Source organism: Clostridium akagii DSM 12554 (assembly GCF_000686725.1).
GTDB classification, from domain to species: domain Bacteria; phylum Bacillota; class Clostridia; order Clostridiales; family Clostridiaceae; genus Clostridium_I; species Clostridium_I akagii.
The window spans coordinates 1-15,214 of sequence record NZ_JMLK01000016.1 but is presented as its reverse complement, the minus strand read 5'-3'; the positions used below and the strand labels follow the sequence as shown (position 1 = coordinate 15,214).

Genomic DNA, 15,214 nt, shown 5'->3' with positions numbered 1-15,214 from the left:
ATTAAGATCTCCTTATTTTTTATCAATTTCCACCAATTCTTCTATTAGCCTGTATTTTAGGGCACCCAAGGGAGTAATCGCACTTCTACTTCTAACTGAAAATACTTCTATATAAGAAAATAATTCCTTCTCTGAGGATATTATCTGCCTAACCTTGTTATTTTTACTTCTTTTTATAATTACTTTTTGATTGTTTCTTATAGCATCTAAGGCATCAACAAATATTTTTTTTACATACTGATACTGCGTTTCATTTTCCTTCACTTTTTTATCATATAGATTCCCTTCTAAATAATCTAATTTATAATTGTTTAAATATGTTTTGTATAAATAGATTTCAAAGTCATCATAAAGTATATATTCACTTTCTTCATTCTTTACTGATCCAAATACTCTTTCCATAGCAGAATAAGTTACAATCCATATATCTCCTGCCAGTTTTATCTCATTTTTCTGAAATTTTTTTCTCTCTATAGCTTTCCTAATAGTAGAACCATCTGATAAATTCCATTTTTTTGCTGCCTCCGATAATGTCATAATAGCACTTAAATCTGTGGTTGATTCCTCATCATTTGTAGCAAACAAAGCCTTTATATCATCTTTTCCTAAAGTCCCATTAAAGACATCTAGCTTACTGCCATATTTATCATATTGATTTGATATAACAAATATATTTTGTTTTTCATAAAGTAAATTATAAATATCGTTGATACCAGTGGCCAATTTCATATGTAAATTATCAATATTGTCATAAATTTTTGCTGGGAATAGTCTTCTATCATCTGTTGTAATAATACTAATGTCCTTCATAATATATTCACTCCTGCTAGATAAGTTATCACTATGTAGTGACAAGTTCATTATATGATTACACTTATATATACTCAAGTCAAAAAAATGCCTATTTTGACCTTAAATTTAACATTTATGGATACATGGCGACTTTAGATCTAATTAGCTCAGATTTACTTAATAATTTGACTAAAAGATATATAAAGGTGACTTATCAATCTTTAATTCCAGCTCTTGCAAACAAATAAAAAAGACTGCACCAAATAGCTTCACAGCTATTTGGTGCAGTCTTTTTTTATAGTAATCTGGTGAGGATGGTGGGATTCAATATAATACCTAATAATAACTAAAAAGCTTATGACTACAACGTTTATATGAATACAATAAAAAGTATATTTGGGGATGATATTTGAGTTTGTTCTATAGTTTGAATTTTTCAACTACACTGTTTAATTCAGCACAATTGCTTTAAGCTTTTTTGCACTACCATTTATTATCCCAAAAGATGCTTCCTGCTCTTCCATTGAGGCGAAACATCTTCTGAAATTTTTCCACTAAGTTCTGTTATCGTAGATATCATATCATTAATATTTTCAAAAGTCCAAGTATAGGATTCGTTCGGCATATAAAAGTTATTAATCTTCAGCTCTGAAAGCACTATACTTTTATATAGCTATAATGGTATAATATGTTATTATAAAGTTAAACTTAATTATGTGAGGTATACATTATGAAATTTTTTTCATCTAGCAAAGATGGATATATGATTTTCAAAATTTTGCAATTATTATCGCTTTTACCAATTTTAAAAACTTCATTAAATGGCCATATACAAATATTAAATATATGCTTAATTGTTTTCTTAGCTATAAACGATTATTTTGCAAGAGATTTCAGCGAACCCATAAAATATATTTCTTATATTTTAAGCAACTTAATAATATGTTACCTTTTATACAAATTTAAAACGTATGGAGCATCATTTTACTATATTCTTATGGTTGTTGATTTAATCATATTGAATAAGAAAATTTTAAAAAGTATAGTAATTGTCAATTTCATTTCTAATATTATTTCGAATGGAATTTTATATTCAAATAATCTTCATGTTACTATTACAAACGCATTATCTAGTTATGCTCTTACACTTATTATTTGCTTTTTAATTAGAAGAATGATTATAGAAAAAAAGAAAAAAACACAACTTTATGAAGAACTTAAAGAAAATAATTTAACATTAAAAGAGTATTCAAGAAAAATAGAAGAGCTTACCATTACAAAAGAAAGAACTAGAATTGCCCAAGAACTTCATGATTCCATGGGACATTCTCTGGTGGCATTAAGTATGAATTTAGAATATACAGAAAATATCATTGATATAAAACCAGGGAAAGCTAAAATCACTATTCAAAATTGTTATTCCCTTTCTAAAGATTGCTTGAATAATTTAAGAGAAGCAGTTAGCGTGCTTAAAGAAAATAGTACCATTACCTTAAAAAATGATATTGACCAAATTTTCCTTGACTTTAAAATTGCAGACAAATATGAGTTTAATTTAGATTTTGATGAAACCGTAGAAAAGGTAGATAGCAAAATTAAAACTTGTATTTATAAGACATTAAGAGAAGCAATTACCAATGGCATAAAACATGGGAATGCTACTTCTTTTAATATACATATTTATAAATCATCAAAGGACATAATTTTCAAAATAGAGAATAACGGCAGTCCATGCAAGGAAATTGTACCTTCTAATGGCATCATAGGCATGGAAGAAAGAATACATTTACTTAATGGTGAAATTACTTTTTATTCCGAGGATAAAGATGGATTTACTATTGAAGGAAAAATTCCAGAAAACATTATAGTGGAGGGTAATTCATGATTGATTTAGTTATTGTAGACGACCAAGAAATTGTACGTGAAGGTCTTAAAATGGTTTTAAGTTTAAACGAAGAAATAAATTGTATAGGTGAGGCTTCTAATGGTAAACAATTAATGGAGCTGCTTAAAAAACTTTCTCCCCAAGTAATATTAATGGACATCAGGATGCCCGTTATGGACGGTATAGAAACAACAAAATTTGTTAAAGAAAATTACCCAGGTATAAAGGTTATTATATTAACTACCTTTAACGAAGACGACTATATTTTTCAAGGATTAAAATATGGAGCTGACGGGTACATTCTTAAAGATTCTGGCTCAAAAGAAATAATAAATTCTATAAAAACTGCTTTAGAAGGAAGTATACTTTTAAATCCTAAAGTTACTGAAAAAGTTATTAAAGCTTTAAACTCCAGGCCCGCTGAGACCTCTGCCCAAAAGAAAAATCAAGAAAAAGGAAAATTGCTACAAACATTAACTCCCCGTGAAATTGACGTAGTCAAACACATCATGGATGGAAAAAGTAACAAAGCAATAAGTGAGGCTTTATTCGTTACTGAAGGCACTGTGAAAAATTATGTGTCTAAGATACTAGAAAAGCTGCAAGTAACTAACCGGACTGAGCTTGTAATTTACTTGCAAGACTTTATCTAGTCAACCCACATAACGTCTTAATGTATGTAGGAACGGATTACTTACAAATGCCAATTTATTAATATGAATGGCAAAAGTTATAGGCTTGAACATATAAAATCAATATTTTGATAAAATATAATTGGAAAAAATTCATGAAGCTATTTACTGTATTTTTAATGAATACGATTGGAATAGCAACAAAGCAAAAACTTTTAGGAAGGTATCGCTTTCAAAAATAATAAATAAGGAAATACTTTATGAAAATCTTGTTTGTTTCTCTAGATTACGTACTCATAAGCTACTAGGAATTATCTATTCCTAGTAGCTTTATTTTTGTGAGAAATCCAATGAGTACTGTTATGAGAAAGCTATATGCTAGTGTTAATAAGATTGTTGTAATTATTGATAAATAAAATTCATTTAAGGCATATTTTTCATCTAATTCTCGTACTATATCATCCATAAGTTATGTTTTGTGTCGTAACTTAATTATAACAGGAGATTTCATAGATGTTTTTTTCTTTTCTTTTTTCGAAAACTATTCAAGCATTTTCGCTCATTTATAGATATAAATAACAATTGACATTACTATAATACAAATGTATAATTTGTACATATTACAAAAACATATACAAATTACGAAAATTCGTACAAATTACGAAAATTCGTACAAATTAAAAACATATTTTATCCTACTTTATCTTAAGTTAGAAGAGTTAGCGGGCAAACAAATAAAACTTATATGGAAATTATACACAATATATGCATCTAAATGTAAAAAAATATTAAAAAATATATATAATATGAGGGGTGATTTTTCAATGGAACTGGAAAAAGAAAAAAATTTTAATAGAAATGCAACAGTTATTATTGGTAAAAATGAAGAATATACGGAAATAGAAAAAAATATAGCATATGCATATGCTACTGTTTTAGGTTTGAAAGAAATTGATGTCTATGGGGCTTTCAATTCCATGGGCGGAAATTCCATACTTGCAACTAATCTTTTAATGATTATCGAAAAACAATACACTGGGATAGTTGATATATCTGACATTTTTACATATTCAACAGTGGTAGATCTTGCAAAATACATTGATAGAAAAATTGGTATATTAACGAAAGAATCTAGTAGTAGGGAAATAGATGGAGAATCAGAGGAAGAGTTTTCAGAAATGAAATTTAAAGAATTGTTAGATGATTTGGAAGGTGGATTCACCTCAGTAGAAGATGCAATGGAATCTCTTAACGGAAGTATGTTAAAGGAAGATGAATAAAATATAGAGGGAGGATAAGATGAATAAAAATATAAATCAAATAAATAAGCAAGTCCTTGGTATGGTAAAGGACGGAAAAATGACCAAGGATTTGGCACAAAGTATACTAAGTGCACTTAATAATAAGAGTGAGGTTAAGCAAAACAAGGATATTGCCATTATAGGGTCGTCATTAAGATTTCCAGGAGTAAATAATATAAATGAATATTGGGAAATTTTAAAAAATGGTAAAAGTAAAATAGGCTGCTTTCCCAAATTAAGAAGAGAAGATACAGATTTATTTCTAACCAAAGATCAAAAACTTAAAAAAGATCCATACTTAAAAGCTGGTTATCTTGATGAAATAGATAAATTTGATGCTGGATTTTTTAATATTTCACCAAAAGAAGCTACGATGATGGATCCATATCAAAGACTCTTCTTGCAGGTGGCATATGAAGCTACGGAAGATGCAGGATATGGAGGAGATAGCTTAGGTGGTAGTAGAACAGATGTTTTTGTCGGAGTTGATCACACCCCAAAATTAAGATTTGCTTATCTAAAGGAGATTGACAGACCAAGTTTTCTTGCAATGACAGGTTCATGGTCAGGTATGCAGGCTACTAGGGTTTCGTATTTATTAAACCTTCGTGGTGCAAGTATGGTAATAGATACAGGGTGTTCATCTTCTGCAGTTGCATTGCATAACGCATGTAGATCATTGAGGAATAATGAATGCACTATGGCTTTAGCAGGAGGAGTAAATCTGTTACTGTGTCCAGTACAGGAAAATGATATGTTTGGTGGTGTGGAGTCTAATAATGGAATAGTAAGACCATTTGATAAGAATGCTGAGGGTACGCTATGGGGTGAAGGTGTTGGAGCTGTACTTCTAAAACCACTGAAAAATGCTATTGAAGATGGTGATCATATTTATGCTGTAATAAAAGGAAGTGCAGTAAATAATAATGGTGCCTCCTCCAATGCTATTACTGCTTTAAGTGCCGAGGCACATAAAGATTTGTTACTAAGAGCATGGCAGGATGCAGAGATTAATCCAGAAACTATATCTTATATTGAGGCCCATGGAACGAGTTCAGTTATGGGGGATGCAATTGAGATTAGTGGTATTAATAACGCATTTAGAGAGCATACAAAGAAAAAGAATTTTTGTGGAATAGGTTCTGTTAAAGGAAACATCGGGCACTTGGTTTCCTGTTCCGCAATGGCTTCATTGTTTAAGGTAATACTTGGTATGAAAAATGAAGTGATACCATCAACCATAAATTATCAGGAACCTAATCCATATGCAAATTTAAGTAATTCATCTGTGTATGTTGTGGACAAGCCAACCCCTTGGAAAAGATCTAATGAAGTGCGTAGGGCAGGAATAAGTTGCTTTAGTTTTACAGGAACCAATTGCCATATAGTAGTTGAAGAACCACCATATAACAATAAATTACAATCTGTTGAAAATGAGGAATTTTCAATATTTATTTTATCTTGCAAAACTAAGAAAGCCCTTGAAGATAGCATAGAAAACTATAAAAAATACTTACATAGGAATCATAATGAAAGTATTTCTAATATATGTTTTACTTCATGTGTAGGAAGAGGACATTATGGATTTAGGATTGCTATGATTATAGACAGCATTGAAGACCTTAGAGAGAAAATAAATATACTTAGCGAAAAAGGCTTTGAGAATAATGAAGTCCATGGAATATATTATGGTAAATACAAACTTGTTAGTAGCACAAAACATGACAAGGATGAGGGGGAAATCACTGAAGGTGAAAAAAGACAGCTTAGTGTAGCTATCAATTCAAAGATAAGGGAAACAGTGGCTTCACATAATGAATGTCAAGGATTATTTGAAGAAATATGTAGTAAATATGTAAAAGGAGCAGATATACAATGGGGATTAATTTATTCAGAAAAGAAAACAAAAAGAGTCATGTTACCACTATATCCTTTTGAAAAAACACGTTACTGGGTAGATTTGAGCCATTATAAAGCAATTAAAGAAAATAATAGTAAAGAAAAAGTTATAGTAACCCATCAGTTAAAAGAGCAGGATTTTTCAGTTGTAGATAGAGTTATTCAGGGAATGAGAGGATTTGAAAGATCCAAGTTAATAGCAGAGACAAGCACCAATGAAAGTGAAAATGACAAAGAGGATGTATTTTCTTTGATTGAAGATTACGGAAGATTTATGCTACTTAAAGTTTTAAAAAATATGGGAATATTGTTACGACCTGGAATAAGTTATCATAAGGATACACTTATTAAGGAACTAGGGATTGTAGATCTTTATAGAAGACTATTTATGGCACTAATGAATATACTTGAAAAAGGTGGTTTTGTAAAGATTGAGGACGACGTAATTAATGTAAGTGAATTAGTAAATAGTAGTGAAACTATTTACAATATTGAAAATCTTGAGAATATGGAAAAACATATAGTAAAGAAATATCCTGATATGGAGGCTTATTTTAAATTAATTGAAAATTGTGTTGGTAACTACGATAAAATACTCACAGGCAAAACATCAGCTGTTTCAATAATGTTCCCAAATTGTTCAATGGATTTAGTGGGAGATATATATCAAGGAAATAGAGGGGTGGATTATTTTAATGAATTAGTTGCGGTAAGTACGACAAAATATGTGGAGGAAAAATTAAATGGTGATATGGATTCACAGATTAAATTAAAAATACTTGAAATAGGTGCAGGTACTGGAGGAACTAGTGAATATATATTTCCTGCGATAAGTAAATTTTCAGATAATGTTGAATATTATTATACAGATATTTCTTTAGGATTTGTTAATTATGGAAGGGAAAATTATGCTGGAAAGTATCCTTTCATTAAATTCAGACCGCTAAATATGGAGAAAACAATAGAGAGCCAGGGATTTAATCCAGGAGAGTTTGATATTATCATAGCTGCAAATGTTATTCATGGTATGCGTAATTTGAAGAACTCATTAAATGAGGTTAAGAAGCTGCTTAGGACAAATGGAATTTTGCTTTTAAATGAAGTGACAAGAGTTCAAGATTTTACAACACTTACATTTGGATTAACATCTGGATGGTGGGCTTTTGAGGATGAAGAAGAAAGAATTAAATACTCTCCACTTTTAGACCGCAATCTTTGGAAAAAATTGTTGAAAAGCATTGGATTTAAAAATGTAGATGCATTTGGAGACCTATATTCGGATAGCTCTGAAAAACAACATTCTGTTTTATCAATAATAGTTGCTGAAAGTGACGGAACTTATGAAAAAAATGCCGTTTTGGATGATGCAGAATATGTTATTCCACAAAGGTTAGAATATAGTGATAACGAGGTTATAGAGGTAAAGATTAAAGGCAGAAAAGATGAAGTTTATACTTACACTGAAAAAATGGTTGCACGTATTTGGGCTGAGTCTCTTGGATTTTATGAAATTAATATATTTGATAATTTTGCTGATTTAGGTGGAGATTCCATAATAGCAATGAAGGTAGTAAATATTATAAGTACTACAATGAATAAAAAAATAGATATGCAAGAGGTTTTAAAGAAGCCAAGTATTGCAGAATTTGCAGCATATCTAGATGAATTTGTATTGTGCGAAGACTGTAATGAAAATCTTAAGAAGAATTAATAGTGCCAATTATAAAAAAATTATATTATTAATTTAAATAATTGAAAATATATACCCAAAATCACTAAAATATTAAAGTAAAGGTGAGAAAGATGATATTATTTTGTTTACCTTATGCAGGTGGATCCAGTGTTTCATATCATAAATGGAAGAGTGTACTAAACAGTAACATAAAACTACAACTGGTTGAATTAAAGGGCAGGGGGTCTAGATATAATGATGGATTTTATGCTGATTTTGAAGAGGCAGTTGACGATGTATATATGAACATAAAAGATAAAATAGTAGATGACGAATACGCGATTTTTGGACATAGTATGGGAAGTAGTCTTGCTTTTGAACTCTATTATAAAATAATTGAAAGTGGTGGTAAAGTACCAAAATGTATATTCTTTTCCGGATGCAAGGCACCACAGTGCCATAAAAAAAATAGAATGATGCATAAACTTCCTGATTTTGAATTTATGAGTGAGGTTATAAAGCTTGGTGGTACACCAATTGAAGTAATTGAAAATAAAGAACTTTATAATTTAGTAATTCCAATATTAAAAAATGATTTTAGAATACTGGAAACACATGAATATATAGAGAAAAACAAATCTATACAATGTGATATAACTATCTTGAGTGGTAGGGAAGATAAAATAACTTTTGAAGAACTAAATGAATGGAGAAAGCATTCTTCAAAAAACACAAGAATAGTTACATTTAAGGGAGGACATTTTTTTATTAACGATAATGTTGATAAAATTATAAATTTAATTGAAAGCACTTTATTATAAGTTAAGACAATCATATATTAAATGCCAGTATGGAGTGTAAAACAACATGATTTTAATAATTGCATGAAATACATAAAGTTAAATATTTGGGGGGGGGGATGAGTATGAAAAAAGCAGCAGATAAACCTTATAGTGCACTTACCGATAATTTAAGTACTGATGAATGTAAAATTATTAGTGATGAGGAAAAAAGAAAAATACTATATGATTTTAATAATATAGATGTTGAATACGGAAAAGATAAGACAATACAGGAGTTGTTTGAAAATCAAGTAGAAAAAACGCCTAATAATATAGCATTAGTATTTAAGGACAAACAAATGACATATAAAGAATTAAATGAAAAAGCCAACTCTCTTGCAAGAGTCTTAAGGAAAAGTGGAGTGGATAAAGAGAAAATAGTAGGAATATTAGTTCAAAAATCCACAAAAATGATAATAGCAATGCTTGGGGTATTAAAAGCAGGTGGAGCGTACCTTCCAATAGATCCAGATTATCCAATAGACAGAATAGAATATATGCTTCAAGATAGTGGCGCATCGGTATTATTGACACAAGGGAAGAAGTACGAAATTAAAGGTTACAATGGTGAGACTATAGATTTACAAAGTTCAAATTTATTCGAAGAAAATAAAGAAAATTTACCAATAGCAAGTAAAGCAACAAATTTGGCATATATTATATATACTTCGGGTACTACAGGAAAACCTAAAGGAGTAATGATAAGCCATTTAGGAGTAAGCAACTTAAAAGTCCTGTTTAAAAATGAGATGCAAATATGTGAAGGCGATAGGATATTACAATTTGCAAGCTTTTCATTTGATGCATCTGTGTGGGAAATTACAATGGCTTTGTTAAATGGTGCACAACTAAATATACCCCAAAAAGAAACAACCATGAATTACATAAAATTTCAAGACTACTTAAATAGTAACAAAATTACGGTTGCCACTTTGCCACCAGCATATTTAAATAGTTTGGATAGCACTGAAGTTAAAACTTTAAGACTATTAATTACAGCTGGGTCATCAATAGATAAAAAATTATTAAATAAGTGGAGTAATAAAGTAAAGTATATAAATGCATATGGACCAACTGAAGTTACAATTTGTTCTAGTATATGGCATTACAATGATAATGTTGCGAAATTGGATGCAGTACCAATAGGAAAACCAATAAATAATCTAAGAACTTACATTGTGGATGAAAATAATAATTTAGCGCCAATAGGGGTAGAAGGTGAAATATGTGTATCTGGAGATAGTTTAGCTAGAGGTTATTTAAATAGAGAAGAAATCACAAAAGAAAGATTTGTGGAAGATCCATTTAGACCAGGAAATACAATGTATAAAACTGGAGATTTTGGTAGGTGGTTAAAAGATGGTAATATAGAGTACTTAGGTAGAATAGATAGTCAAGTTAAGATAAGAGGATTTAGAATAGAGCTTGGAGAAATTCAAAATTTGTTAAATCAATGTAATGAAGTAAAAGAAAGTGTGGTATTAGCTAGGCAAGATAGTAGTAGAGAATTAAAATTAGTTGCATATATTGTAGTTAATGATGATAAATGCACTAAGAATGAAGATATGCAAAAACAACAAATTTCTGAATGGAAAAGTAGTTATACCGGTAAAAATATTAAAAATGAGGAAATGCAAGAATGGATTAAATTCACGATAGATCGTATACTTTCCCTAAAACCAAATAGTTTATTGGAAATAGGCTGTGGATCTGGTATGTTGATTTTTGGTATAGCAGATAAATTCAAAAAATATCATGGAACAGATATTTCTAATAAAGCAATTGAATATGTTAGGAATGTTATTGGAAAGAAAGAAAATATTAAAGATAAGGTTACACTTATAAGAAGTAGTGCAGAAGATTTTTCAAAAATTAAAGAGAATGACTTTGATACTGTAATTATAAATTCTGTAATACAATATTTTCCTAACATTCATTATTTAATTAATGTAATAAAAGATTCTATCAGCAAAATAAATGGTAGAGGAGTGATATTTCTTGGAGATATAAGAAATTATTCTCTCTTAAAAGCATTTTATACGTCTATATCAATATATCAATTATCTAATGATACTCAAATAGATTTGTTGAAAAATAGAATAGTTAAATCTGTTTTAAATGAAAAGGAATTAACTATTAATCCTATGTTTTTTTATGCATTAAAGCAGTCCTTGTCTCAAATTACTCATGTAGAAATTAGATATAAGCGTGGCAATAGTCATAATGAGTTAACTAAATTCAGATATGATGCTATTCTTCATATAAATTCAGAAATAGATCCAGTAATAAAAGATGAGGTTGATACTGCCATCGATTGGAGTAGCAATAGATTAAGTGTTGATGCAATAAATAACATTCTTGTAGAAGAAAAGCCTAAAATACTTAAAGTTAAGAATGTTCCAAACGCTAGATTAGCGGAAGTATTAAAACAAGAAAAAATATTGGCTAATGGAAAATATTTTAAAAATATTGGAGAATTAAATAAAGCAGTAAATAACGAATTATATAACAATGGAGTTGAGCCTGAAGAATTTTTTAAAATAAATAATGAAGATTATATTACCGAAGTTATTTGGGCAGGAGATGGAAACGACAGATATTATAATGTGATATTTATGGATAAAGCAATGTATACTAAAGAAAATAACTATGCACTACCTTCTTGGCAAGATAGCAATACACTCAGTTGTGATTGGGGAAAATATTGTAATAATCCTGTAAAAGGTAAGTTAGAAAAAAAACTATTACTTAAAATAAAAAGCTACCTAAAGAGTAAGTTACCAGCATATATGTTACCGTCATCTTATATAAGAGTTGAAAAAATGCCATTAACACTTAATGGGAAAATAGATATAAAAGCACTATCCAAAATAGATGATACAAACGTTATGCAGCAAGAATATGAAGCACCACGAAATGAAACAGAAAAGAATCTTGTAAACATATGGGAAAAAGTATTAGAAAGAAAAACTATAGGAATAAACGAGGATTTCTTTGATTTAGGAGGACATTCATTAAAGGCATTAATAGCTATATCTGAGATGAAAATGAAATTGGAAATAGATATAGATGTTGGGGATATATTTAATAATCCAACTATAAAAATGTTAAGTAAACTAGTTGAAAAATTGGATAAAAAACAATATATAAAAATTAAAAAGGCAGAAGAGAAGAAATATTATAAGGCTTCATCTGCAGAAAAAAGAATATATACATTGTGGGAAATAAATAAAAATAGTGTGGAATATAATATTCCAATGATTGTAGAAATAAAAGAAAAAATGGATAAAGATAAAGTGGAAGAAGTATTAAACAGCCTTATAAGCAGGCATGAAGCATTAAGGACAAGCTTTGAAATCATAGATGGAGAAATACTTCAAAAGGTACTAAAACAATGGAAATTAGATTTTAAGTATAAAGAATTGTATAAAAAGGATATAAAAAAGGAAATAGGTGACTTTATAAAACCATTTAGCCTAGCAAAAGCACCTTTATTAAGAAGTGAACTTATAAAAACAGAAGAAAACAACTATATATTTCTCTTGGATTTTCATCACATAATATTTGACGGTGTATCAAATGTTGTAATTATGGACGAGTTTAAGAGGCTTTATAGAGGTGACAAATTAGGTGAAGTGGAATTTCAATATAAGGACTATTCAGAGTGGCAAAATGGATTAGAGGAAAAAGAAAAGGTAAAAGACCAAGAAGCGTATTGGGTGAACAGGTTTAAAGGTGAAATACCTATACTAAATTTAATCACTGATTATGAAAGGCCTATAATTAGAAAACTTGAAGGAAATAAAATAAGTTTTACAGTAAGTGAGAAATTGACATCAAAGATTAACTATATGGCAAGAGAAACAGGAACAACACTGTATATGGTACTTTTGTCAGCTTTAAATATATTATTATCAAAATACAGCAGTCAAGAAGACATTATAGTGGGTACTGCAGAGGCTGGAAGAGCAAAGGCTGAATTTAGAAATGTAGTGGGAATGTTTGTAAATACTGTAGCACTTAGAAATTACCCAAATGGTAATAAGACTTATAGGAAATTCTTAGAAGAGGTAAAGAAGAATACAATAAATGATCTTAAAAATAGCGAATATCAATTTGAAGATCTAATTGGTAAATTAAATATAGAAAGAGATGTAAGTAGAAATCCATTGTTTGATGTTATGTTTACAGTTGAAAACATGAGTATAAATAATGAAAATGATGTAATTGAATTAAAATCTAATCTAGTAAAGTTTGATTTGAGTTTAATAGTAGTCGAAAAAGAAGATACAATAAATTTTGACTTAGAATATAGTACAAGTTTGTTTAAAAAAGAAACAATAGAGAGAATGATAAATCATTACAAAAATATACTGAAAATTATAACCACAAATGCAGATATAAAGATATCAGAAATAGAAGTACTCACTGTGGAGGAAAATAACAGGATATTATATCAATTTAATAATACAAAAGAGGAATATAGTAAAGGAAAAAACATAAACGAATTATTTGAAGAACAAGTTGAGAGAACACCTAATAATATTGCGGTGGTATTTGGCAATGAGCAATTAACCTACAAAGAGCTTAATGAAAGAGCAAATTCTTTAGCAAGGGTATTAAAAGAAAAGGGAGTAGTTAGAGAAACCATAGTAGGAATAATGGTAGAAGGTTCACTGGAAATGATAGTAGGAATAATGGGAATACTGAAGGTAGGAGGGTCATATCTACCAATTGATTCAGAATATCCAGATAACAGAATAGAGTATATGCTAGAAAATAGTAAAGCAAATATAATATTAACACAAAGTAAATTTATTGGGAGAATAAATCATGGTTGTGAAATTATAAACTTAGAAAATAATTTGCTATATGAAAGGGACAAAAGTAACTTGAAAATAGTTAGTAGACCTGAAAATTTAGCTTATGTAATATATACATCAGGGTCTACAGGAAAGCCTAAGGGTGTAATGGTAGAAAATAAATCATTGGTAAACTTATGCTTCTGGCATAATACATGCTTTAATGTCACGCAAAACGATAAGGTAACAAAATATGCTGGATTTGGTTTTGACGCATCTGTGTGGGAAATATTACCTTATATAATTAAAGGGGCGGCTATATTTTTAATTCCAAATGAAATACGATTAAATGTTATGAAACTTAATGAATTTTATAACAAGAACAATATAACAATAAGTTTTCTACCAACTCAGTTGTGCGAACAATTTATGAGGCTAAAAAATAATTCATTAAGAATATTATTAACGGGGGCAGATAAACTTAATACTTATAAAAAGCAAAGCTATAAATTGGTAAACAATTATGGACCAACGGAAGGTACGGTAGTTACTACAAGTTTTGTGGTAACTAAGCAATGTAATAATATACCTATTGGTAAACCGATAAGTAACGTAAAATGTTATATTGTAAATTCAAATAACCAATTGGTCCCAATAGGGGTAGCAGGTGAATTATGCATTGGAGGAGAGAGTTTAGCCAGAGGATATTTGAATAATGAAAAATCAACTGTAGAAAGTTTTGTGGATAATCCTTTTTATATTGGAACGAAAATGTATAGAACAGGAGATTTGGCAAGATGGCTACCTGATGGAAATATAGAGTATCTAGGAAGAATGGATAATCAAATAAAAATAAGAGGATACAGAATAGAGGTAGGTGAAATAGAACGAAATTTATTAGATCAAAAAGAAATAATAGAAGCTGTAGTTACAAGTAGAAATGATAAAAACAACAACAAATATATATGTGCATATGTAACTACAAATTCTGAAATAACCACTAAAAAATTAAAGGAAAAACTATCAAAGAAATTACCAATTTATATGATACCTAACTATATAATACAATTGGATAAAATGCCAATTACACAAAATGGGAAAGTTGACCAAAAGGTATTGGCTTCAATAGATATTACTCAGGAACTTGAAACAAAATATGAAGCGCCAAGAAATAAAACAGAAGAAATCTTAGTAAAGGTGTGGGAAGATGTACTTTGCATAGACCATATTGGAATTGATCATAATTATTATGAACTGGGCGGAGATTCTATAAAATCAATATTAATAGTATCAAAGCTTCAAAAGTATGGTATGAGTCTTGAAATAAAGGATATAATGCAGTATCCAGAGATAAAACAATTAAGTAATCATGTAAAGAATAATGATCTC

The 15,214-nt window shown here is 29.3% G+C and carries 7 protein-coding genes; 6 read left to right on the top strand and 1 reads right to left on the bottom strand.

The window, feature by feature from the left end; genetic code table 11:
- Positions 1–12 precede the first annotated feature (12 nt).
- Positions 13–810 carry a helix-turn-helix domain-containing protein gene (locus BR66_RS0109650; RefSeq protein ID WP_035795918.1) on the bottom strand — a complete coding sequence of 266 codons (798 nt, stop codon included), beginning with the start codon at positions 808–810 and terminating at the stop codon, positions 13–15.
- Between the two features lie 712 nt (positions 811–1,522).
- Here BR66_RS0109650 and BR66_RS0109645 point away from each other — a divergent pair.
- The 6 genes from BR66_RS0109645 to BR66_RS24775 form a co-directional block, all read left to right on the top strand.
- Positions 1,523–2,677: a sensor histidine kinase gene (locus BR66_RS0109645; RefSeq protein ID WP_026882755.1), complete on the top strand. Its 1,155-nt coding sequence runs from the start codon at positions 1,523–1,525 to the stop codon at positions 2,675–2,677.
- Positions 2,674–3,330 (top strand): response regulator transcription factor, encoded by a 657-nt coding sequence (locus tag BR66_RS0109640; RefSeq protein WP_026882754.1) that lies wholly within the window; start codon positions 2,674–2,676, stop codon positions 3,328–3,330. The genes BR66_RS0109645 and BR66_RS0109640 overlap by 4 nt, the downstream gene beginning before the upstream one ends.
- An 803-nt stretch (positions 3,331–4,133) precedes the next feature.
- Positions 4,134–4,589: a phosphopantetheine-binding protein gene (locus BR66_RS0109635; protein ID WP_026882753.1), complete on the top strand. Its 456-nt coding sequence runs from the start codon at positions 4,134–4,136 to the stop codon at positions 4,587–4,589.
- A 19-nt stretch (positions 4,590–4,608) separates the two neighbouring features.
- Positions 4,609–8,220: a beta-ketoacyl synthase N-terminal-like domain-containing protein gene (locus BR66_RS24780; RefSeq protein WP_051624170.1), complete on the top strand. Its 3,612-nt coding sequence runs from the start codon at positions 4,609–4,611 to the stop codon at positions 8,218–8,220.
- A 92-nt stretch (positions 8,221–8,312) separates the two neighbouring features.
- Positions 8,313–9,002: a thioesterase II family protein gene (locus BR66_RS0109625; RefSeq protein WP_026882752.1), complete on the top strand. Its 690-nt coding sequence runs from the start codon at positions 8,313–8,315 to the stop codon at positions 9,000–9,002.
- 104 nt (positions 9,003–9,106) lie between these two features.
- On the top strand, positions 9,107–15,214 hold a 6,108-nt coding region (locus BR66_RS24775), incomplete at its 3' end, for a non-ribosomal peptide synthetase (RefSeq protein WP_026882751.1).

Excerpts from the sequence above, each read along its gene's own strand:
- BR66_RS0109650 (WP_035795918.1), bottom strand. The coding sequence starts at position 810 with ATGAAGGACATTAGTATTATTACAACAGATGATAGAAGACTATTCCCA.
- BR66_RS0109645 (WP_026882755.1), top strand. The coding sequence starts at position 1,523 with ATGAAATTTTTTTCATCTAGCAAAGATGGATATATGATTTTCAAAATT.
- BR66_RS0109640 (WP_026882754.1), top strand. The coding sequence starts at position 2,674 with ATGATTGATTTAGTTATTGTAGACGACCAAGAAATTGTACGTGAAGGT.
- BR66_RS0109635 (WP_026882753.1), top strand. The coding sequence starts at position 4,134 with ATGGAACTGGAAAAAGAAAAAAATTTTAATAGAAATGCAACAGTTATT.
- BR66_RS24780 (WP_051624170.1), top strand. The coding sequence starts at position 4,609 with ATGAATAAAAATATAAATCAAATAAATAAGCAAGTCCTTGGTATGGTA.
- BR66_RS0109625 (WP_026882752.1), top strand. The coding sequence starts at position 8,313 with ATGATATTATTTTGTTTACCTTATGCAGGTGGATCCAGTGTTTCATAT.